Genomic DNA, 22,057 nt, shown 5'->3' with positions numbered 1-22,057 from the left:
TGGAGTCCGGGAACCGGTACGGCTAGCTTCACGCAGGTCTGCACCAACCGCCCAGGGAAGGACAGCCTGTGTTCCGACGTACAGCAGCCGCCGGTGTGGTCGCGACAGCGGCGCTCGTGGGACTCGCAGCACACCCCGCGAGCGCCGCGCCGAAGGCGGGCGCGGACCCGTCCGCGCTGAAGGACCTGACCCTCACGTCGTCGAGCAACGGCCGCAACCTCGACGTCCAGAACGGCAACACCGGAGACGGCGTCTTCCTCGTGACCAACTCCGCCCCCGGCCACCACCAGAGGTGGAGCGCGGACCTCACCGGCGCCGACGGCTCCTTCGCCCTCGTCAACAACGACACCGGCAAGTGCGCGGACGCCGGGCTGCCGCTCAGACAGCAGTCCTGTGACGGCCGGGCCACGGAACGCTGGTACTTCCAGCCGGTCACCGGCACCCCCGGCACCTTCATGATCCGCAGCGCCCGGGACGGCAAGTGTCTGGACGTCTGGTACGACGCCCGGTACGACGACGCCTGGACCGACACCTACGACTGCAACGGCACCGGGGCGCAGCAGTGGCGGCTGCCCGCCGGCGCCCAGGACGCCGCCGTCGCCGCGGCCGTCGACCACGCGGCGGCGCGCTGCGCCAAGGACACCTCCAGCTGCTCCTGGCGCACCCGGTCCCAGGCCCCGGCCGCGCCGCTGCCCAGGAAGTGCGTCTCGCCGGTCTGGTACAACGGCACGTCGGCGCCGGTGCCGTGGACGTTCACCATGAACAGGCACACCGGCTGGACCTCCACGCTCGGCTTCGCCTTCAGCGCCGCGCTCGGCGCCGGCGGGGCGTCCCCGGTCACCGCCCAGGTCAGCCAGCAGATCACCGGCAGCGTCTCGCAGAACCTCGTCGAGGACCTCGGCAACAGCCTCACCGTCACGGTGCCACCGCGGCAGTACGGCTGGGTCGCCCTGTCGGAGCTGGCGGCGAAGGTCACCGGCACCTGGACGTTCGACGTGAACGGGTACGCCTGGACCGCCGACGACACCCTGACGGTCCCGCTGCGCACCGACGACCGGGGCGGCGCCAGCGTCTATCTCGCGCAGACCAGCGACACCTTCACCGGCTGCGACAGCGCCGGCTGAGCCATCGGCGGGGCGGATACGTCCCCGGTCCGGCACTCACCCGCCGGACCGGGGAACCGATCCGCCCGGACCGGCGTGTTCCTTCGCAGGGGGTGGTGTGCCCGGCGCTGCGCGCCGTCGGGCACACTGCGATCCGATCAAGATCCAGTGAAGGCCGGTGCGGATGCCGGTCCGTGCGGTGATACTTGGCGGCGAACGGATGACCATGGGGGAGGTCAAGTGACACACCCGCCGAAGAGCGCGGCACCGCCGGTGGCGGGCCCCGGTGTGCCCGCCGCCCCCGGTGTCCCCGCGCAGCCCGCCCGGCCGGCCCCCGCGGGCTCCCCCGTGCCCCCCGCCCGGCGGACCGCGTTCGCCGAGGGCGTCGACCGGCTGCGGGCCGCGGCGACCACCGAGCCGGGGCGGCTGCGGATCATCGGGGCCGTACTGGCGCTGCTGGTCGTGGCGTTCGGCGCGGTCACCGCCTGGCAGGCCAGCGAGCGGGCGGCCGCCGCCGACGACGTGCTGCACCGCAGTCAGCCGCTCAGTTCGGGTGCCGCTGACATCTACCGGTCGCTGGCCGATGCCAACACGGCCGCCTCCAGCGGTTTCCTGGCGGGCGGCCAGGAGACGGCCGCCTCCCGGGACCGGTACGAGAAGGACATCCGGACCGCCGCCTCGGGGCTGGTGACCGCCGCCGCCAACGCCGAGCCGGGCTCGGCCTCCGAGGCGACGATCACCAAGCTGAACAAACTGCTGCCCGAGTACAAGGGGCTCGTCGAGCGCGCCCGGACCTACAACCGGCAGGGGTATCCCGTCGGCGGCGCCTATCTGCGCTACGCCAACGAGAAGATGCAGAAGGAGATGCTCCCGGCGGCGGAGGATCTCTACACCAAGGAGAACGCCCGGCTCGACGCCGACTACGCGTCCGCGACGCCGTACCCGTGGATCGCCATCGCCCTCGGTGTGCTCGCGCTGGCCGCGCTGGGCTGGGCCCAGCACCGCTCGTACCGGCGGACGAACCGCGTGCTCAACCACGGTCTGGTCGCGGCCAGCGCCGGCACCGCCGTCGCCCTGCTGTGGCTGGTCGCCGGACACGCGGTGGCCCGCTCGGAGCTGAACGGCTCCTACGACCACGGCGTCCGCTCGCTGACCGTGCTGCACGACGCCCGGATCGCCTCCCTGAAGGCGCGCGGGAACGAGAACCTGAGCCTGGTCGCGCGCGGCGCCGAGACCGTCACGGTGGGCGGCAGGACGTACGACACCTACTACCACGACTTCGACAAGGACATGGCCGTGCTCGGCGAGGGCCTGACCGGGGCGGAGAGGCTTGCCGACGACCAGGGCGGCCGTACGCCGGTGAAGGCGGCCGAGGGGAACATGGTGGTGTGGAAGCAGCGCCACTCCTCCGCCCGCACCGAGGACGAGAACGGCAACTACCAGCAGGCGCTGGACAAGGTCATCGGCGCCAAGGGCGCCACCGGTGAGTGCTTCGACAGCGTCGACCGCAATCTCGCCCAGGCCATCGACCATGAGCAGGGCGAGTTCCAGCGGGCCGCCGGTGACGGGCGGGACGCGATGACGGGGCTGCCGGTGGGCGCGGCCGTGCTCGCGGTGCTCGGCGCGGCCGGCGCGCTGGCCGGCATCGGGCGCAGACTCTCGGAGTACCGGTGACAGGGGGCATGACGATGTACGCGGCGTACGCGGCACGTGTACGGGCCTCCCTGCGGGGCTGGGGCGGGGTCGGCGCGATGGCGGTGCTGTGCGCGCTCGCCCTCGCGTTCGCCCTGCTGCTGCCGTGCACCCAGAAGGCGTCGGCGGGGGGCAGGTCCGCCGGACAGCCGGTGGCCGCCGGGATCCAGGCCCGCGCCGGGGACTGCAAGGACTCCGAGGCGCAGGACCAGACGCTGTCGCCGTCCGGCGCGGACGGGCCGACCATAGACGCGATCAAGGCCCGTACGGGCGCCCGGCGCAAGCTGATCGTCGGTGTCGACCAGAACAGCTACCACTGGGGCTACCGCAACCCGAACACCGAGGGCGCGGAGCTGGAGGGCTTCGACATCGACCTGGTGCACCGGATCGCGCAGGACCTCCTCGGCGACCCGGACGCGGTGCAGTTCAAGGCGATACCGACCAGCCAGCGGACTTCGGCGATCGAGGACGGGCGGGTGGACATGGTCGTACGGACCATGACCATCACCTGCGACCGGCTGTCCCAGGTCGCGTTCTCCGCGCCGTACTTCAAGACCGGGCAGCAGGTCCTCGCGCCGAAGTCGTCCTCGATCACCGGGTACAACGGCACCCTGGCGCACAAGAGGGTCTGCACGGCGGCCGGTTCGACGGCGTACACCAAGCTGGACGCCGACCGGAAGAGCGGCGCCCTGCCCGCCTCCACCGACATCTCCACCACCGTCCCGAACCAGCTGGACTGCCTGGTCCGGCTGCAACTCGGCGAGGCGGACGCGGTGGTGACCGACGGCGCGCTCGCCGCCAGCCAGGCCGCGCAGGACCCGACCGTCGAACTGAAGGGCGGGGCGTTCACCACCGAGTACTACGGCGTGGCGATGAAGAAGGACGCCTCCGATCTGGTACGCCGGGTCAATCGCGTTCTGGTGGGTTACCGCGCCAGCGGCTGGCAGGCGTCGTACGACACGTGGCTGTCGGCGACACTGGGGAAGGACTCGAGCGCGTCCAAGCCGCCCGCGCCGCGCTATCTGCGCACGAGTTGAGTCACATCCGACCCGAAGACCGGAACACTGAAACGCAGCGAGAGGTGATCGATGGGCGTCACGGACCCCGCCGGGCCGGTGATGGACCGGGACGAGGTGGACCGTGCGCTGGCGCGGCTCGGCCAGGAGCACGAGGCGATCGAGACCTCGCTGCTGGCGCTGCAGGACCACGCGGGCCGCAGACTCCTCGAAGGCGCCGAGCTGGCCGGCGTGACCAGGGAACGCTGGCAGGCCACGGAGGCCCGGATCACCCAGCTGTGGGGGTACTTCGACGCCTACGCCAACGCGCTGCGCTCCGCCCGCGAGATCCGCGCCCGGCGCCGCTGGGCCAGCCGTGAGGACCTGCTGGAACTGACCGAGTTGCTGCGCGGGCAGTCCGTGACCGTCGCCGGGAACGGCCGGCTCAGCGAGTCCTTCTCGCTGGCCGCGCTGGTGGACCGGATGAACGAGCTGTACGCGACGAGCCTGGACCTGGTCGTCGCCGCCGACGCGGTGTGGTCGGCGCTGCCCGCGCGGATCGATTTACTGGCCGCGGAGCTCCAGCGCACCCGGACGCTCGCGCACTCCGTCGGCGTACGTCCCGGCGAGCACCCGGCGGGTGACGACCTGGAGCGGATCACCCGCACCCTCACCCGGCTGCGGGAGGACGTCGTCGCGGACCCGCTCGCCTTCTGGGTGCCGGCCGAGGGCAGTTCGGCGCCGGGCGGCGGCCGTCCGGACACCCTGGTGTACGACCGTGAGGCGCGCGCCCTGGAGGACGTGCGCCGGGAGATCGACGCCGTGCTGACGGTCCGGCAGGACGCGGAGGCGCGGCTGATCCGGCTGCGGGACGTGCTCTCGCGCGCGGACCGCACCCTCGCCGAGGCCCGCACCGCGCGCGGCGAGGTGCTGGCGAAGATCGCGGCGACCGAGGTGCCGGTGGTCAGCGGTCCGCCGACGGTGCTGCAGGAGCAGCTGGCGACGGCGGCCGAGTACCGGCGGCAGGCCCAGTGGCACCGGCTGTCCCCGCTGCTGGAGTCCCTGGAGCAGAAGGCCGAGGACGAACTGCTGCGCGCACGCGAGTCGTTGACCGCGGTCACCGCGCCCCTCGCGGTCCGCGCCGAACTGCGCGGCCGGCTGGACGCGTACCGGGCGAAGGTCGCCCGGCACGGCCTCGCCGAGGACCCGTTCCTGGTCGAGCGGTACGACGCGGCCCGGCGGATGCTGTGGAGCGCGCCGTGCGACCTGCGGGTGGCCGAACAGGCCGTGCTGCGCTACCAGCAGCTGGCGTCCGAGCTGCTCGGCGGCGCCCGGGCGCCCGAGGACCGTAAGGGGGAGCAGTCATGAGTCAGCCGGGGCAGTCCTGTCAGCGGCCGGGCTGCGAGGGGTCGTACGAGGACGTCGGCGGCGGTGAGCTGTACTGCGACACCTGCGGCCTGGCACCGGTGGTGTCGGCGAAAGGCAATGTCGGCTCGCAGCCCACCGGGCTGACCAGGGGCGCGGCCGACAGCGGCAGTTCCCGCAGCAGCTCGCGTACGTCCTCGCAGTCGTCGAGGTCGCGCCGCTCGGTGTCCGGGCGGCTCTCCCGGTCCCTGTCGGGCCGGTCCACCGGGCGCTCGGTGTCGGTGCGCAGCTCCGGCTCCTCCTCCGGCGCCTCCACGCGCGGGCGGCTCGGCGCCGGGCTGGTGAACGTGCCGCAGGTGCCCCGGCCCGACCCGCGCGCGATGGTGCTGGACAACCCGGAGGTGCCCGAGCGGAAGCGGTTCTGCTCGCGCTCGGACTGCGGGGTGCCGGTGGGCCGGGCCCGGGGCGACCGGCCGGGGCGCACGGAAGGTTTCTGCACCAAGTGCGGCCATCCGTACTCCTTCGTGCCCAAGCTCAGGGCCGGGGACATCGTGCACGGCCAGTACGAGGTCGCGGGCTGTCTCGCGCACGGCGGGCTCGGCTGGATCTATCTCGCCGTGGACCGGGCCGTCTCCGACCGGTGGGTGGTGCTCAAGGGCCTGCTGGACACCGGTGACCAGGACGCGATGGCGGCGGCGATCTCCGAGCGGCGCTTCCTCGCGGAGATCGAGCACGCCAACATCGTGCGGATCTACAACTTCGTCGAGCACCTCGACCAGCGCACCGGCTCCCTCGACGGCTACATCGTCATGGAGTACGTCGGCGGCAAGTCCCTGAAGGAGATCGCCAACGCCCGCCGCACCCCGGAGGGCCGCCGGGACCCGCTGCCGGTGGAACAGGCCTGCGCGTACGGCATCGAGGCCCTGGAGGCCCTCGGCCACCTGCACAGCCGCAACCTCCTGTACTGCGACTTCAAGGTCGACAACGCCATCCAGACCGAGGACCAGCTCAAGCTGATCGACATGGGCGCGGTGCGCCGCATGGACGACGAGGAGTCGGCGATCTACGGCACGGTCGGCTACCAGGCGCCGGAGGTCGCCGAGGCCGGCCCGTCGGTGGCGAGCGACCTGTACACGGTGGGCCGTACGCTCGCCGTGCTCACCTTCGACTTCCAGGGCTACACCAACGTCTACGTCGACTCCCTGCCCGACCCGGACACCATCGACGTCTTCCGCCGCTACGAGTCCTTCTACCGGCTCCTGGTCCGCGCCACCGACCCCGACCCCGCCCGCCGGTTCGCCTCCGCGCAGGAGATGGCCGAGCAGCTGACCGGTGTACTGCGCGAGGTGGTCTCGCTGCAGACCGGGCACGCACGGCCCGCCCTGTCGACGCTGTTCGGTCCCGAGGTCAGGGTGATGGACCGGGAGCTGTTCCCCAGGCTGGACGGTGACGTGTCCCTGCTGGGAGCGCGCGAGGTACGGGGCCGCAGGCGGACGGCCCCGGGGGCGGGAGCCGGCGGGGCCGCCCCGGCGGCCGTGCCGCCCGGCGCCCCGGCGCCGCTCCCGGCCGCTCTCGTCAAGCCCGTCGACACCCCCGCCGCCGCCCTCGCCCTGCCGGTCCCGCTGGTCGACCCGGGCGATCCCAACGCGGGTTTCCTGGCCGGTCTGCTCGCCTCCGCGCCGGCCGAGCTGATCAGCGCGCTCGACGCGGCGCCCGCGCGGACCGTGGAGACCCGGCTCCGGCAGATCCGCGCCCGGCTGGAGAGCGGGGACCACCACGCCGCGCTGATGAGCCTGGCCACCCTGGACGAGGAACGGCCCGACGACTGGCGGGTGGTGTGGTACCGGGGTGTGGCCGCCCTGGTCACCCGTGACTTCGAGGGCGCCGCGCTCGCCTTCGACGCGGTCTACGACGCCTTCCCCGGCGAGGCCGCGCCCAAGCTCGCGCTCGGCCTGTGCGCGGAGGTGCTGGGCCAGTTGGACAACGCGGCCGAGTACTACCACCTGGTGTGGGCGACCGACCCGAGCTTCGTGAGCGCCGCCTTCGGGCTCGCCCGGGTGCAGCTCGCGGCCGGGAACCGGCACGGCGCCGTGCGGACCCTGGAGTCGGTGCCGGAGTCCTCCATCCACTACACGGCCGCCCGGGTCGCCGCCGTCCGGGCGCGGCTCAGACAGCGCACCGCGACCGCCGGTGACGTACCGTTCCTGGACGACCTGACGGCCGCCGCCGGGCAGGTCGAGGCGCTGGACGCGTACGGCCTGGACCCGGCGCGGCGCGGACAGTTGGCCACGGAAGTGCTCGGATCGGCGCTGGACTGGATACTCTCCGGGGGCCAGGGCACCCGGCAGGCCGCCGGCGGACGGGTGCTGCTGGGCAGCGGTCTGGACGAGCGGGGCCTCCGCTTCGGCCTGGAGCGCGCCTACCGCACGCTGGCCCGGCTGGCGCCCGGCGGCGAGGAGAGGATCGAACTGGTGGAACGGGCGAACCGTTACCGCCCCCGGACGTGGGTGTAGTTGATGTCGCAGATGCCCCAGCAGGCCGCACTGTCGAAGTGCCCGAGCTGCGCGGAGCCCGTCGAGTCGGGTGACCTCTTCTGCGGAGCGTGCGGGTACGACCTCTCCGTCGTACCCTCGCCGCCGCAGGACCATCCGACGCTCACCATGACCGGCTCCGCGGCCGGCTCCCCCGCGGACGGCGTGGACTGGCCCGCCCCCGAGCCGGAGAGCTCCGGCACCCCGTCGGCGGTGCATCTGCCGGCCGACCTGCCCGGCACCGACTCCGGCGGCACACCGCTGCCCGAGCACGAGTCCGGTCCGCAAGGGGGTGCGGAGCAGCAGGCCGGTTCCGGGGTGCGCTTCGACCGGCCCGCGGAGCCCGAGGAGTACCCGCTGCAGGCACCCGACCCGCGCGTGGCCGAGACCCCCGAGACCATCGCCGCACCCGAGGAGCCCGCGCAGGTGTGCGTGGCCTGCCGGGCGGGCCGGGTGGACAGCGACGGCTACTGCGAGAACTGCGGGCACGCCCAGCCCCGTGAACGCGACCACCTGGAGCGCGAGTCGGGCCCGGTGGCCGCTGTCAGCGACCGGGGCCTGCGCCACCACCGCAACGAGGACGCCTTCACCGTCGGCCGCACCACACTGCCCGACGGCACCCCGGCCGTCCTCGCGATCGTCTGCGACGGCGTGTCCTCCGCGACCCGCCCCGACGACGCGTCGACGGCCGCGTCCCAGGCGGCCGGTGACACCCTGCTGGCCGCGCTGCCGCGCGGCACGCATCCGCAGACGGCGATGCACGAGGCGATCGTCGCCGCCGCGCAGGCCGTCAACGCGCTCGCCGAGGAACCCGCCACGGCCGGCGAGCAGGCCCCGCACCAGAACGCCCCCGCCTGCACGATCGTCGGCGCGGTGGTCGCCGCCGGGCTGCTGGTCGTCGGCTGGGTCGGCGACAGCCGCGTCTACTGGGTGCCGGACGACCGCGGCGCGCCGGCGGCCCGGCTGACCGAGGACGACTCCTGGGCGGCGCAGATGGTCGCCGCCGGTCTGATGAGCGAGGCCGAGGCGTACGCCGACGAGCGCGCCCACGCGATCACCGGCTGGCTCGGCGCGGACGCCTACGAACTGGAGCCGCACACCGCGTCCTTCAAGCCGGACCGGTCCGGTGTCGTGGTGGTGTGCACCGACGGCCTGTGGAACTACGCCGAGACGGCCGAGGAGATGTCCGAGGTCGTGCCCGCGGACGCGGCCGCCCGCCCGCTGCACAGCGCCCGGGTCCTGGTCGGCCACGCCCTGGACGGCGGGGGCCACGACAACGTAACAGTGGCCGTCGTGCCGTTCCCCGCGTCGCCCCAGGGGGCAGGATCGGCCTGAGGCCGCGGACGCGGGGAAGCCTCAAAGGACCGGAGGGGACCGGTCCCTTCACAGCCATCGCCCTGTGTCAGCAGGGCGGTCGAGGGGGATTTGAGTACGCATGGCCAATTTCGCGAAGCCGCAGATGCCGCAGTTCTCGATGGACGTCTACCAGAACGAGTACCTGCCCGAGGGCGGGCGCGAGGTCAACGCCGTCGTCACCGTGACGGCGACCGGCGGCGGCACCATCGGCAGCACCGCGGCTCCGGTGTACCCGCGGGGCCACGGCCCGTCCGCCGCGGTGGCGATCATGGTCGACTGCTCCGGCTCCATGGACTACCCGCCGACCAAGATGCGGGGCGCCCGGGACGCCACGGCCGCCGCGGTCGACGCCCTGCGCGACGGCACGCACTTCGCGGTGATCGGCGGCACGCACGTGGCCAAGGAGGTCTTTCCGGGCGGCGGGCGGCTCGCGGTCGCCGACGCCACCACCCGCGAGCAGGCCAAGCAGGCCCTGCGACGGCTGAGCGCGGGCGGCGGTACGGCCATCGGCACCTGGCTGCGTCTGGCGGACCGGCTGCTGAACTCGGCGGACGTCACCATCCGGCACGGCATCCTGCTCACCGACGGACGCAACGAGCACGAGTCGCCGGAGGACCTGGGGGCCACGCTGGAGGCCTGTGCCGGACGGTTCACCTGCGACGCGCGGGGCGTGGGCACCGACTGGGAAGTGAAAGAAGTCACAGGGATCGCCTCCGCGCTGCTCGGCACGGCCGACATCGTCGCCGACCCGGCCGGCCTCGCCGCCGACTTCACGCGGATGATGGAGACGGCGATGGGCAAGGAGGTCGCCGACGTCACGCTCAGGGTGTGGACGCCGGTCGGCACGAGCATTCGCTTCGTCAAGCAAGTGGCGCCCGCCGTCGAGGACTTGACGGCCCGACGCACCGAGGCCGGGCCGCGCGCCGGGGACTACCCGACGGGGTCCTGGGGCGACGAGTCCCGCGACTACCACCTGTGCGTTCAGGTCCCGCCGGCCGGGCTCGGCCAGGAGATGCTCGCCGCCCGGGTCTCCCTGGTCGTGCCACAACCGGACGGATCGGTACAGAACCTGGGCGCGCAGGGCCTGGTGCGGGCGGTATGGACCGACGACATGGTGGCCTCCACCTCGATCAACCCCCAGGTCGCCCACTACACCGGGCAGGCCGAACTGGCACAAGCCATCCAGCAAGGGCTAGACCTTCGCAAAGCGGGCGATTTCGATGGAGCAACGGCCAAACTGGGGCGCGCTGTTCAGCTCGCCAACGCCTCCGGGAATGCGGATACTGCGAAACTGCTTGCGAAGGTGGTGGACGTGGTCGACGCCGCGACAGGTACTGTGCGGTTGAAGACGAAGGTCGCGGAGGCGGATGAGATGACTCTGGAGACCCGGTCCACAAAGACTGTTCGTGTAAAGAAGTGACCCAGTAGAACATCCGGAGAAGGGGAAGCGCCGACATGCCGACCTGCCCGAACGGACACCAGTCGGGTTCCGACGACTGGTGCGAGGTCTGCGGTCACCGCATGGCCGGTGCCGTACCTCCGCCCCCTCCGCCGCCCCCGCCCGCGGGCGGTTACGGCTTCCCGCCCCCGCAGGGCGGCCCGGCCGGCGGACGCCCGCCGGCCGCGTCGGCCCCGGAGCCGGAGCTGTGCCCGCAGTGCCGTACGCCTCGCGAGGGCGGCGCGCCCTTCTGCGAGGAGTGCCGGTGGAACTTCCTGACCAACACGGCCACCTCGTACACCCCGGCCGCGCCGCGCTCGCCGCAGCCGCGGTTCCAGCCGCCGAGCGCGACGTACGGCGGCGGTGACGGGTACGAGTACCAGGGCTCGCGGCCCTCGCAGGTGAACCGGCCCGCCGAGCCGATCCCGTCCTTCGGCAGCGAGCCGTCGGGCCCGACGCCGTTCGGCGGCGACCGCGGCCCGTCGGCACCGCCCGCCTCACCCGGCCCGTCCGGTCCGGGCGGTCCCGGCTTCGGCGGCGGTCCGGGTCAGGGTCCCGGCGGTCCGTCCGGTTTCGGTGGCGGTCCGGGTCAGGGCCCGGGTTCCGGTGGCCCTTCCGGCCCCACCGGTTTCGGCGGCGGCCCGGCGCAGGGTCAGGGTCCCGGCGGTCCTGCGGGGCCCGGCGGTTTCGGTGGTCCCTCCGGCTTCGGCGGTGGTCAGGGGCAGGGTCCCGGTCAGGGCCAGCGCCCGGGCCCGGGCGGTCCCGCCGGTCCGCCGCCCTTCGGCCGTGAGCCGTCCGGTCCGGGCGGCCCGTTCGGCCGTGAGCCCTCCGGTCCCGGTGGCCCCACGCCGCCCGCGCCGACCCAGGGCGGCCCCGGCACGCCCGGCCCCTCCGGCTTCGGCGGCGACCCCTCGCGCCCGGTCCCCCCGCCGCCCGGCCCCACCCCGTCCGCCGGCCCCGGTGCCGGTCCCGGCGGTGGCCCGCAGGCGTACCAGCAGTCCGGCCCGCCCGCGCCGCCGGTGTTCCCGCACGAGACCGGACGGCCCCCGGCCGGCGGCCCGTCCTTCGGCGGCGGTGAGGACGACTGGGTGATCTCCCCGCCGTCGTCCACCGGCCCCTCGGGACCGGGGCAGCCGCAGGGTCCCGGTGGCGGCCCGGCCGGCGGGTACGGCTACCCGCAGCCCGGCGCCGCACAGGCCCCGCCGGGCGGTTCCGGCTTCCCGCACCAGCCCGCGGGACCGGTCACCTGGACGGCGACCATCGGCCCGGACCGCCAGTACTTCATGGCGATGATGCACCGCTCGGGCCCCGAGGCCGCGGGTCTGAACCTGCCCGCGTACTCGCCCGAGCAGCAGCGCACGCTCAGCGGCAACCAGATCACCATCGGCCGCCGCCGGCACTCCACCGGCGACACCCCCGACATCGACCTGGCGGTGCCGCCGGAGGACCCGGGTGTCTCGCACCAGCACGCGGTGCTGGTGCAGCAGCCGGACGGCACGTGGGCGGTCGTCGACCAGAACTCGACCAACGGCACCACCGTCAACATGTCCGAGGAACCGATCCAGCCGTTCGTGCCCGTTCCGCTGCAGGACGGCGACCGGGTGCACGTGGGCGCCTGGACGACGATCACCATCCGCCGCGGCTAGCAGGAGTCAGGGCAGGGGCCAGGCGTACGGCCCCTCCGGCTCGTCCAGCCACGCCCAGGTGTGCTCGCCGCCGACCGTGACGCCGTACCGCTCGCGCTCCGGCATGCCCTCGCGCTCCCACAGCGCGTAGGCCTCCCGCGGATCGAGGGTGCCCCGGGTCAGGGCGAGCAGGAAGCGGAACGTCTCGTCCTCGCGGGCCCGGCCCGGCAGCCCGGCGAGCGACACCCCCTCCGGCCGCGTCCTGCCCTCGCCGCGCAGCGGTACGAAGTAGGCCGCCGAGGACAGGAACCGGCCCTCGGCGTGTGCCGCGTCCCGCACCGTGAGCGCGAGCAGTCCGGTGGCCAGCGGGGTCAGGATCCGGGCGCCGGGCCGGCACTGGACGAGCCAGGCGCGCGGGACCGTGGACAGCTCGCAGGTGGCGATGATCCGGTCGAAGGGGGCGCGTTCGGGCACCCCGCGCGCGCCGTCGCCGGTCACGACGGCCGGGTGGTAGCCGGCCGCGGCCAGGTGCCGGCGGGCCGACTCGGTGATCTCCGGTTCCAGGTCGATGGTGGTGACGAGGTCGTCGTCGCCGAGCCGGTGGGCGAGCAGGGCCGCGTTGTAGCCGGTGCCGGCGCCCACCTCCAGGACCCGGTCGCCGTCCTCGACCTCCAGCGCGACCAGCATCCGGGCCATCAGGGAGGGCTGGCTGCTGGAGGAGAGCAGCTCGCCGTCGCGCAGCCGGGTGGCGAGCGGTACGTCCGCGTAGGCGCCGTGCACCCAGCGGGCACGGTCCTCGGGGTCGGGGCTCTCGCCCCAGCGGCGCTCGTACCCGCGCGCACCGGCGACGTAGTAGTACGGCACGAACAGGTGCCGGGGCACCGTGGCGAACGTCTCCCTCCACACCGGGTCCTCGGCGAAGGCCCCTTCGGCGTCGATCTCCCGCACCAGCGCGGCCCGCGCGACGGCGGCCAGGCGGTCGGTCTCGGTGTCGTAGGCGCCCATGGATCCACAGTAGGGGCGAGCCGCTCCCCGGGGTCCTAAGCCTTGAGTCCTGGGTCACCCGGTCTGAGACGATGTACGGGTGAATGAGATTCGGCGTGGCACGCTTCAGGAGCAGACCTTCTACGAGCAGGTCGGCGGGGAGGAGACCTTCCGCCGGCTCGTCCACCGTTTCTACGAGGGAGTCGCCGAGGACCCGTTCCTCAGGCCGATGTACCCGGAGGAGGACCTGGGCCCGGCCGAGGAGCGCCTCGCCCTGTTCCTGATGCAGTACTGGGGCGGCCCCACGACCTACAGCGACAACCGCGGCCACCCCCGGCTGCGCATGCGGCACGCCCCGTTCACGGTGGACCGGGCGGCGCACGACGCCTGGCTGCGGCACATGCGGGTGGCCGTCGACGAACTCGGGCTGTCCGAGGAGCACGAGACGACGCTGTGGAACTACCTGACGTACGCCGCCGCGTCGATGGTCAACACGCCGGACTGACGTTCCGGACACACGGGGGCCGGGTGACGGGGGTTCGTCCTCTCACGCGCGCGTGCGCACCGCCTACTGCCGCGCTGCTCGCCGGGTACGCGCGCGACCGCGTGACCCCGAAACCGGAACCGGACCGCATCGGGGTAGGGCCGGACGGCGACACGCGGTGAACGCGGGGGCTCAGCGCACGCTGACACCCAGCGAGCCGAGCCCGGCCCGCCGTACCGCGACGGACCCGTAGGGGGTGCGCAGCCGGAGCCACGCCCCGGAGGAGAACAGCCCGGTGTCGGCCGGACCGGCGCCCGGCCGCAGGAAGCCCAGGGACTGGGCGGCGTGCACGGCCCGCACCGGAAGCCCGGTCCCCGCTATGTCCCGGGACCAGATGTCCCGCCCGATCCGGTCCAGCTCCGCGCGGGTACGGCCGCCCGGTGCCAGTTCCTCCGTACGCGAGCGGAACTCGGCGACCGCCGCGGCGACGGTCGCCCGCAGCGCGTCCGGGGCGGGCAGCCCCGGCTCGGCCTGCCAGCCGCCGCGCGGGGGCAGCACCCCGGCCCACGGCGGACCGGTGACCGCGGCCGGTACGGCGGCCGTGGCCGCGCGCTCGTCCACGGACTCCAGGAGCTCACCGGCGGAGACGGTCACGTCGAGGGTGACGTCGAGCCCGTTCTCGTACGGCTTCGCCAGCCGTACCGCGCGTACGGCCAGCACCTCGAAGGACGGCGGGCGGCCGAAGACGGCGAGCGCCGTGCCGGCCGCCTGCAGACGCACCGCGGCTCCACGGTCGTAGTGGAGCAGCCGGGAGAGGAAGGCGGCGAGGTCGGCCGCCTCCGTCTCGTCGGCCAGGTGCAGCACCGTCATGCGGCGACGGCCTCCTCGTCGGCGTCGTCCTGGTACTTCAGGAGGAACTCCCGCTCCTCAGCGGTGATCCGGCGCGGCCGCTGCCCCTCGAAGTCGAACGGCACGACGACCGTGCGGGCGCGCACGTACACGGCCTCCGCGTCCTTCACCTCGTAGGAGACGGTGAAGGACGCGGCCTTGATCTCCGTGACCCACAGCTCGACGTCCACGGGAGTGGGCCGGTGGACGAGCTGCCGCTTGTAGTCGATCTCGTGGCGCGCCACCACGGACCCCTGCTTGGACTCCTCGCCTCGGTGGGACAGGAAGTCGATACGAGCCTCCTCCAGATAGCGGAGGAAGATCGCGTTGTTGACATGTCCGTACGCGTCCATGTCCGACCAGCGCAGCGGACAGCGGTAGATGTGGCGCAAGATCGATCAGCCCCGGGTCAGCTTCTTGTAGGTGGCACGGTGCGGACGCGCGGCGTCCGGCCCGAGCCGCTCGATCTTGTTCTTCTCGTACGACTCGAAGTTGCCCTCGAACCAGAACCACTTCGACTCACCCTCGTAGGCGAGGATGTGGGTGGCGACGCGGTCGAGGAACCAGCGGTCGTGGGAGACGACCACGGCGCAGCCGGGGAACTCCAGCAGCGCGTTCTCCAGGCTGGAGAGGGTCTCGACGTCGAGGTCGTTGGTGGGCTCGTCGAGGAGCAGCAGGTTGCCGCCCTGCTTCAGGGTCAGCGCCAGGTTGAGGCGGTTGCGCTCACCACCGGAGAGGACACCGGCCGGCTTCTGCTGGTCCGGGCCCTTGAACCCGAAGGCGGACACATACGCGCGGGAGGGCATCTCGACCTGGCCGACGTTGATGTAGTCGAGCCCGTCGGACACGACCTCCCACAGCGTCTTCTTGGGATCGAGGTTCGCGCGGCTCTGGTCGACGTAGGAGATCTTGACGGTCTCGCCGACCTTGATGTCGCCGGAGTCCGGGGTCTCCAGGCCCTGGATCATCTTGAACAGCGTGGTCTTGCCGGCGCCGTTCGGACCGATGACACCCACGATGCCGTTGCGCGGCAGCGTGAAGGAGAGCCCGTCGACGAGGACCTTGTCGCCGAAGGCCTTGCTGAGCTTGTCGACCTCGACGACGACGTTGCCGAGCCGCGGCCCCGGCGGGATCTGGATCTCCTCGAAGTCCAGCTTCCGCATCTTGTCGGCCTCGGCGGCCATCTCCTCGTAGCGCGCGAGACGGGCCTTGGACTTGGCCTGACGCCCCTTGGCGTTCGACCGCACCCACTCCAGCTCTTCCTTGAGCCGCTTCTGCCGCTTGGCGTCCTTCTGGCCCTCGACCTTCAGACGGGCGGCCTTGGTCTCCAGGTACTTGGAGTAGTTGCCCTCGTAGCCGTGCAGGCGGCCGCGGTCGACCTCGCAGATCCAGCCGGCGACGTTGTCCAGGAAGTACCGGTCGTGGGTGACGGCCACGACGGTGCCCGGGTACTTGGCGAGGTGCTGCTCCAGCCAGTTCACGGACTCGGCGTCGAGGTGGTTGGTGGGCTCGTCGAGGAGCAGCAGGTCGGGCTGCTCCAGGAGCAGCTTGCACAGCGCGACGCGGCGCTTCTCACCACCGGAGAGGTTGGTGACGGGCCAGTCGCCCGGGGGGCACCCGAGCGCGTCCATGGCCTGCTCCAGCTGGGCGTCGAGGTCCCATGCGTTGGCGTGGTCGAGCTCCTCCTGCAGCTTGCCCATCTCGTCGAGCAGCGCGTCGGAGTAGTCGGTCGCCATGAGCTCGGCGATCTCGTTGAACCGGTCGAGCTTGCCCTTGACCTCGGCGACACCGTCCTGGACGTTCTCCAGGACGGTCTTCTCCTCGTTCAGCGGGGGCTCCTGCAGCAGGATGCCGACGCTGTAGCCCGGGGACAGGAACGCGTCGCCGTTCGACGGCTGCTCCAGACCCGCCATGATCTTCAGCACGGTCGACTTACCGGCACCGTTCGGACCGACGACGCCGATCTTCGCCCCCGGCAGGAAGTTCAGGGTGACGTCGTCGAGGATCACCTTGTCGCCGTGCGCTTTGCGCGCCTTGCGCATGGTGTAAATGAACTCAGCCAAGAGAAACCGTCCGGCAGCTTGAAATCTGGCAGTGGGCAGATACACCCCATCTTGCCGTACGGCCACCCCTGGGCGGAAACGCGTGAGGTCGAGGGGCTGTGACCTGGGGCTTCGGTCGGGGCGACGGTGGCTCGTCCGTCGCTGTCGGTTGCCGTTGGGTGGCCTCGGGCACCCTCGCACGGCCCGGGGAGGGCCCAGGAGGCAGAGTCCCCGCCGCCACCGCGCCGGGCTATCGTGCGGTGGTGACCAGCGCAGCGGAGCGCCCCGTCCTCTTCCTCGACATCGACGGTCCCCTCATTCCGTTCGGGGCGCCGTACGGCTCCTCGACCTCTGTCGATCAGGGCAACCCGCTGCTTGATCGGCTCGATCCCGGCATCGGATCGCGCCTCCTCGCCCTGGGCTGCCCTCTCGTGTGGGCCACGACGTGGAGGGAGGAGGCGAACGAGGCCGTCGCTCCGCGCCTGGGACTGCCGAAGCTGCCCGTGGTGGAGTGGCCGGACGCCGGCGCCGACGACGGACCCCGCGGTCTGCACTGGAAGACCCGCCCCTTGGTCGAGTGGGCCGACGGTCGACCGTTCATCTGGGTCGACGACGAAATCAGCGCCATGGATCGCTTGTGGGTCGATGCCCACCATCCTGGGCCGTCGCTGCTTCATCGCGTCGACCCGGCTCAAGGACTCGTGGACACCGACTTCTCGGCACTCGGCGATTGGCTCGCTGCCGACGGCGCCGACTCACGGCTGATCGGGATCTCGTAGACGATCTCGCAGAAGGCCGCCGGACGGTAGCCCCGGCGGTCCGTCAGTCGCCCGGCTGTTCGCGCTTGCGCAGCACCACCAGGACCGCCCCGCCGATCACCACGAACCCGATGGCCACGCCGGCGATCAGGGGGGTGATCGCGGAGCCGCCCGTCGCGGCGAGGTCGGTGTCGGGAGCCGTGGTGCCGCCGCCGACCGTGGCGGGGCTGGGCTCGTTGTGGACCTTGGCCGTCTTCGTCGTGATCGTGCCCTGCGTCCTGCAGTCGAGGACTCCGGTGAAGCGCTGGCTGAAGCCGTGCGGACCGGTGATCGTGAAGTCGTAGGCCTGGTCCTCCTGGAGGGGGACGGTCACCGTGCGGGAGGCGCCCGCGGGGATGGTGTGCTCGGCGCCCATCAGCTCGAAGGTGAAGGGCTTGTCGCCCTTGTTGGCCGCGACGATGTCCACGCCGCTCCTGGCGCAGTCCTTGTGCGCCGACAGCTCCGGTATGGCACCCTCGGCCGCCCAGCTGGCGGTCGCGGTCGCGGAGACCGTGGACTCGCTCGATCCGGCCAGGACCTGGGTCTGGCTGCGGCTGTCGGAGGCGAAGGCACGGCCCACGGGCACGGTGGTCGACCCCTGCACGGTCAGCTGGGCCGTGCCGGGGGACGCGCCCTCGGGGATGTGGAAGTACAGCCGGCTGCCGTCCTTCGCGGAGGTGATCGCCTTGCCGGTCTTGTCGGTGATCCGTACCCCGCTGGTGGCCGCGTCCGCCGGCGGACTCACCGCGACCGTGCCCGCGTTGGTGTGCACGGTCACCGGTCCGAGCACACCGCCCGGCCGGCCGGAGACCGCGGGCGGGTCCAGGGTGAGCGAGGCCTGCGGTTCGCCGAGGTCACGGGCGCTCTTCTGCAGGTAGTCGGCGAGCTTCTCGGCCTGCGGGTCGACCGCGTCGGCCTTCGCGCCGTCGGAGTAACGCCAGATGGCCACCTGGGTGCCGGCCGCCGCGTCCTGCTCGGTCAGGGTGCCGGCGCCCGCCCGGCGGGCGAGCGCGGCGAGGTCGTTGACCTGGGGGTAGGAGTGCTGCAGGATCCAGCGGATCCGGCCGGCGTCCTTGTTGGCGCCCAGCGAGGTGCCGCTCCAGGGCGTCTCCTGGTAGCGGGCGTCGCGCTGGGTGGGGTTGTGCAGGTCGACGCAGTACGTCTGCAGGGTGCCGCCGCCGTCGACGGACATCTCGAACAGACCGGCCTCCACGGGCTGGTCGCCACCGTCCTCGTGGATCACGGCCTCGCCGTAGGTCTTCAGACCGTTGATCGTGGCCGTCGCCCCGCCCTGGGTCTGCGGTGTCCCGTCGGCCGCGGCCGTACCGGCCCCGGACAGCACACCGGCCGCCACCAGACCGGACGCCGACGCGGCGGCGGCGGCCACGCGGGCCGCCTGGGCGGAACGGCGGAACCCAGAGAACGCAGCAAGCACAGAATTCCCCTTCGAGCAGGACCCGTTGGACGTGGGGGACGGTCCCACCAGCAGAATCGGCAGCCCCTAGGGGCACGCCCGGCATCCTATGGATCAGGCGGAGCCTCTCCGGCCGGTCGGATGATCCGATGGGCGATCCGATCCGTAATCGTTATCGCCGGGACCGTCCATGAGCTGGGCATATCGACAAATCCACCCGTTCGTGCCGGGTGTTCGGCGACCGGGGAGGCGGTGAACGGACAGCGGCCCCCGTTGGTGCTGACGTCACGTCACCGCCAGTTCCTGCGCCGCCCGTTGCTCGGTGGCCCGACCCGTTGTGCCGGCGGGTCCGGGTGGTGTCTCCCAGTCCGGCTCCGGCCGGCTCGCCGTCGCAGGTGCCTCCGGCCTGCCCGCGCGCTGGAAGACGGCCGTACCGCGGGAGAGGTCGTGGCCGATCGCCACGGCGTCGATGTCGGCGGAGGCCCACTGCTGTTGTCCGTCGCGCACCTCCGTGCGCACCTTCAGCCGGCCCTGTACGACGACCGGCTGGCCCACCTCCACGCACGCCGACACGTTGACGGCGAGCTGGCGGTTGGCCCACACCGTGAAGAAGTTGGTGTGCCCGTCCGTCCAGACACTCTTCTCCCGGTCCCAGTACCGCGTGGTCACCGCCAGCCGGAACCGGGCCGACTGACCCGCCGGCGTCTCCCGGTACACCGGCGCGGTCGCCACGTTGCCCACCACGCAGACGATCGTCTCGTTCATGTCCTCGCTCCCCTCCCCCGCCCGGCCCGTCACGGCCGGGCGGACACGCGTACGGGCCCGTCCCGTACGGCTGCGTCTGCCGCGCCGGCACGTACGACCGCCGTACGTGTCCGCGCGTCCCGCCGATCGCGTCCCGCGTCCGCCGTCCCTCCGGCCGGACCCGCCGTGCGATCGCCGCGACCCCAGACTGCCTCCGCCGGGCCGGGCCCGCTGAGCGCTGTGGACGGCCACCTGCCTGTGGACAACCCCGCCACCCACACGAGTGACGCCCGTCCCCCCGCCACCGCCTTCACCCCCGGTGACCGCATCCGCTCGTCACTCGGCCCTCCAGCCGCCCCTTCAGGGCCCCTTCAGCGCCCTTCAGCCGACCCGCACCCCCGGCCCCGTCCGCGCGACCCGCGCGTACTGCTCCCGCACCTCCCGGTAGCGCAGCAGTTCCGCCGCCACGGGGTCGAGCACCCGGGCCCGGCCGCAGCCGGCGGCCGCCTCCCGCAGGCGCCGTTCCGCGTCCTGGCCGTAGCGCCGGGCCGGTCCTCTGGCCGCCATCCGGCAGCCCCACTCCACCAGCGGCCCGCCGATGATCCCGCACAGCATCAGCAGCACCGGGACTCCGAGGTTGGGCGCCATGACGCCGGCGATCTGGCCCGCCAGCCACAGCCCGCCCACCACCTGCAGCAGGGTCATGGCCGCCTGGACCAGCACCGCGGCCGGCCACCAGCCCGGCCGCGGCGGCCGGCCCGGCGGCAGTCCGGCCCGCGCCGCCAGCTCGTCCAGCGCCTCCGACAGCCCCTGCGAGCCGCGTACGGCCGCCTCGCGCACCGCCTGCGCCCACGGCCCCGGCAACCCGGCCGAGGCGCGGTCGGCCACCGTACGGACCGCCTGCTCGACGCGCTGCCGTGCCGTGGCCTCCTCGTCGGCCTGCGTGCGCACCGCGTGGCGGCCCGTCGTGGAGTCGCCGCGCCCCTGGTACCAGCGCCACAGCCGCAGCCAGGGCGTGCCGCAGGCCCGGTTGGCGTTGCGCAGCCAGGCGCGCTCGGCGGCGTCGCCCGCCGCGGTGGCGCCCACCGCGTCGGCGAGCCGCGCCGCGAACTCCTCGCGTGCCTCCTCGCTGAGGCCGACCCGCCGTTCCGCGGCGTAGACGGGCCGCAGTTCGCTCGCGGCGGCGTCCACGTCGGCCGCGACCCGGCGGGCCGCCGCGCCGCGCTCCGCGACGAACTGGCCGAGCGCCTCGCGCAGTTCGCCGACGCCCTCGCCGGTGAGCGCGGACAGCGCGAGCACGGTCGCGCCCGGCTCGCCGTGCTCGCCGAGCGCGACGCCGTCCTCGTCCAGCAGCCGCCGCATGTCGTCCAGGACCTGGTCGGCGGCCTCCCCGGGCAGCCGGTCGACCTGGTTGAGGACGACGAACATGACTTCGGCATGGCCGGCCATGGGGCGCAGATAGCGCTCGTGCAGGATGGCGTCGGCGTACTTCTCCGGGTCGACCACCCAGATCACCGCGTCGACCAGCTTCAGGATCCGGTCGACCTGTTCGCGGTGCTGTACGGCGGCGGAGTCGTGGTCGGGCAGGTCGACCAGGACCAGCCCGCGCAGCTCCGCCTCGGTGTCCGGGTTGTGCACGGGGCGGCGGCGCAGCCGCCCCGGGATGCCCAGCCGGTCGATCAGGCCCGCCGCGCCGTCGCTCCAGCTGCACGCGATGGGTGCGGCCGTGGTCGGGCGCCGCACGCCGGTCTCCGAGATGGCCACCCCGGCGAGCGCGTTGAACAGCTGTGACTTGCCGCTGCCCGTGGCGCCCGCGATGGCGATGACGGTGTGCCGGCCGGAGAGCTTGCGGCGGGCGGCCGCCTCGTCCAGGACCCGGCCGGCCTCGGCGAGGGTGCGCTTGTCCAGCCGGGCGCGGGAGAGGCCGACGAGTTCGCGCAGGGCGTCGAGGCGGGAGCGCAGCGGGCCGTCGTAGGCCAGCGGGGCGGGCGGGTTGTTGCCCAGGTTCCGGCTGGTGGTCTCGCGTTCGGCGGCGAGCGCGGCGGCTCCGGCGTCTGTGACACGCCGCGCGATGAGGCCGTCGTCCCACGTCTCCGCGGAGTCGGAGCCTGCGTCGCCGTCGGCGTGGGTGTGGGTGTGGGTGTCGGGATCGGCGGTGCTGGTGTCGGGCGTGCGGCGGGGGGGCGCCTCGTCGCTGGGGCCGGACTGCCGGGGGGTGCGGTGCGGCGGGCGGGAGCGCCGACCGCCACCCGCGTCGGCGCCGTTGCCAAGGGCGGCCCTGTCCCGGCCCGCGCCCCGGTCCGTCACCCGCCCGTCGGCACCCTTCCCGAAGACAGCCCTGTCCCGCCCCGCGCCCTCCGCCTCGGCGGCCTTGCCGGGCTCAGGCCTGACCGGCGTCCGACCCGCCACGCGCGCGTCCGTGCCCTCCCCCGGCGCAGACCTCTCCCGCCCCGCGCCCTCCGCCTCGGCGGCCTTGCCGGGCACCGGCCTGGCAGGCACCCGGCCCGGCTCGCGCACGTCCGTGCCCTTGCCGAGCCCAGGCCTCCCCGGCCCCTTGTCCCCCGCCCGCGCGTCGCCACCCCTCCCGGACACAGCCCCG

The 22,057-nt window shown here is 73.4% G+C and carries 18 protein-coding genes; 10 read left to right on the top strand and 8 right to left on the bottom strand.

The window, feature by feature from the left end:
* Positions 1-68: 68 nt before the first annotated feature.
* The 4 genes from ACWC94_RS04170 to ACWC94_RS04155 all read left to right on the top strand — a co-directional run bounded on the left by ACWC94_RS04170 (position 69) and on the right by ACWC94_RS04155 (position 5,158).
* Positions 69-1,124, top strand: a complete 1,056-nt coding sequence (locus ACWC94_RS04170) for an RICIN domain-containing protein (RefSeq protein WP_450794821.1) — start codon at positions 69-71, stop codon at positions 1,122-1,124.
* 219 nt (positions 1,125-1,343) lie between these two features.
* A complete protein-coding gene (locus tag ACWC94_RS04165; protein ID WP_450794820.1) occupies positions 1,344-2,777 on the top strand; it encodes a hypothetical protein in 1,434 nt (477 codons plus the stop codon).
* Between the two features lie 8 nt (positions 2,778-2,785).
* Positions 2,786-3,832, top strand: coding sequence for a glutamate ABC transporter substrate-binding protein (locus ACWC94_RS04160; RefSeq protein WP_450794819.1), 1,047 nt, complete (start codon positions 2,786-2,788; stop codon positions 3,830-3,832).
* A 51-nt stretch (positions 3,833-3,883) separates the two neighbouring features.
* Positions 3,884-5,158 (top strand): hypothetical protein, encoded by a 1,275-nt coding sequence (locus ACWC94_RS04155; RefSeq protein WP_450794818.1) that lies wholly within the window; start codon positions 3,884-3,886, stop codon positions 5,156-5,158.
* A gap of 19 nt (positions 5,159-5,177) precedes the next feature.
* Here ACWC94_RS04155 and ACWC94_RS04150 read toward each other — a convergent pair whose 3' ends face one another.
* Complete coding sequence (locus ACWC94_RS04150) at positions 5,178-5,471, bottom strand: hypothetical protein (protein WP_450794817.1); 294 nt, start codon at positions 5,469-5,471, stop codon at positions 5,178-5,180.
* On the opposite strand from ACWC94_RS04150, the gene ACWC94_RS04145 reads away from it, so the two are divergent.
* The 4 genes from ACWC94_RS04145 (at position 5,431) to ACWC94_RS04130 (ending at position 12,126) form a co-directional block, all read left to right on the top strand.
* Positions 5,431-7,668 (top strand): tetratricopeptide repeat protein, encoded by a 2,238-nt coding sequence (locus tag ACWC94_RS04145; protein WP_450794816.1) that lies wholly within the window; start codon positions 5,431-5,433, stop codon positions 7,666-7,668. The two genes, ACWC94_RS04150 and ACWC94_RS04145, sit on opposite strands and share 41 nt — an antisense overlap.
* 3 nt (positions 7,669-7,671) lie before the next feature.
* Entirely contained in the window at positions 7,672-9,021 is a 1,350-nt protein-coding gene (locus tag ACWC94_RS04140) for a PP2C family serine/threonine-protein phosphatase (RefSeq protein ID WP_450794815.1), read from the top strand.
* A 100-nt stretch (positions 9,022-9,121) separates the two neighbouring features.
* Positions 9,122-10,462 (top strand): vWA domain-containing protein, encoded by a 1,341-nt coding sequence (locus ACWC94_RS04135; protein ID WP_450794814.1) that lies wholly within the window; start codon positions 9,122-9,124, stop codon positions 10,460-10,462.
* A 35-nt stretch (positions 10,463-10,497) separates the two neighbouring features.
* Complete coding sequence (locus tag ACWC94_RS04130; protein ID WP_450794813.1) at positions 10,498-12,126, top strand: FHA domain-containing protein; 1,629 nt, start codon at positions 10,498-10,500, stop codon at positions 12,124-12,126.
* A gap of 6 nt (positions 12,127-12,132) precedes the next feature.
* Here the strand turns inward: ACWC94_RS04130 and ACWC94_RS04125 are convergent, their stop codons facing one another.
* Entirely contained in the window at positions 12,133-13,110 is a 978-nt protein-coding gene (locus ACWC94_RS04125) for a methyltransferase domain-containing protein (RefSeq protein WP_450794812.1), read from the bottom strand.
* Positions 13,111-13,189: 79 nt separating this feature from the next.
* On the opposite strand from ACWC94_RS04125, the gene ACWC94_RS04120 reads away from it, so the two are divergent.
* Positions 13,190-13,594 (top strand): globin, encoded by a 405-nt coding sequence (locus ACWC94_RS04120; protein WP_450794811.1) that lies wholly within the window; start codon positions 13,190-13,192, stop codon positions 13,592-13,594.
* Positions 13,595-13,765: 171 nt separating this feature from the next.
* Here ACWC94_RS04120 and ACWC94_RS04115 read toward each other — a convergent pair whose 3' ends face one another.
* Genes ACWC94_RS04115 through ettA form a run of 3 tightly spaced genes read right to left on the bottom strand, consistent with a single transcriptional unit; the run spans position 13,766 to position 16,524 of the window.
* Positions 13,766-14,443 (bottom strand): hypothetical protein, encoded by a 678-nt coding sequence (locus tag ACWC94_RS04115; RefSeq protein ID WP_450794810.1) that lies wholly within the window; start codon positions 14,441-14,443, stop codon positions 13,766-13,768.
* On the bottom strand, positions 14,440-14,853 hold the full coding sequence (locus tag ACWC94_RS04110; RefSeq protein WP_450794809.1) for an acyl-CoA thioesterase: 414 nt from the start codon (positions 14,851-14,853) through the stop codon (positions 14,440-14,442). The genes ACWC94_RS04115 and ACWC94_RS04110 overlap by 4 nt, the downstream gene beginning before the upstream one ends.
* Positions 14,854-14,859: 6 nt before the next feature.
* Positions 14,860-16,524 carry an energy-dependent translational throttle protein EttA gene (gene ettA, locus ACWC94_RS04105; RefSeq protein WP_450794808.1) on the bottom strand — a complete coding sequence of 555 codons (1,665 nt, stop codon included), beginning with the start codon at positions 16,522-16,524 and terminating at the stop codon, positions 14,860-14,862.
* Positions 16,525-16,766: 242 nt separating this feature from the next.
* On the opposite strand from ettA, the gene ACWC94_RS04100 reads away from it, so the two are divergent.
* Positions 16,767-17,282 carry an HAD domain-containing protein gene (locus tag ACWC94_RS04100; protein ID WP_450794807.1) on the top strand — a complete coding sequence of 172 codons (516 nt, stop codon included), beginning with the start codon at positions 16,767-16,769 and terminating at the stop codon, positions 17,280-17,282.
* Between the two features lie 43 nt (positions 17,283-17,325).
* Here the strand turns inward: ACWC94_RS04100 and ACWC94_RS04095 are convergent, their stop codons facing one another.
* The 3 genes from ACWC94_RS04095 to ACWC94_RS04085 form a co-directional block, all read right to left on the bottom strand.
* Positions 17,326-18,735: a Cys-Gln thioester bond-forming surface protein gene (locus ACWC94_RS04095; protein WP_450794806.1), complete on the bottom strand. Its 1,410-nt coding sequence runs from the start codon at positions 18,733-18,735 to the stop codon at positions 17,326-17,328.
* Positions 18,736-18,999: 264 nt separating this feature from the next.
* On the bottom strand, positions 19,000-19,479 hold the full coding sequence (locus ACWC94_RS04090; protein WP_450794805.1) for a single-stranded DNA-binding protein: 480 nt from the start codon (positions 19,477-19,479) through the stop codon (positions 19,000-19,002).
* Between the two features lie 360 nt (positions 19,480-19,839).
* Positions 19,840-21,942, bottom strand: coding sequence for a GTPase (locus tag ACWC94_RS04085; protein ID WP_450795016.1), 2,103 nt, complete (start codon positions 21,940-21,942; stop codon positions 19,840-19,842).
* Positions 21,943-22,057: the final 115 nt, after the last annotated feature.

The organism is Streptomyces sp. NPDC001135 (assembly GCF_053598395.1).
The sequence above is the reverse complement of the archived record's forward strand: the minus strand, read 5'-3'. Positions and strand labels throughout refer to the sequence as shown.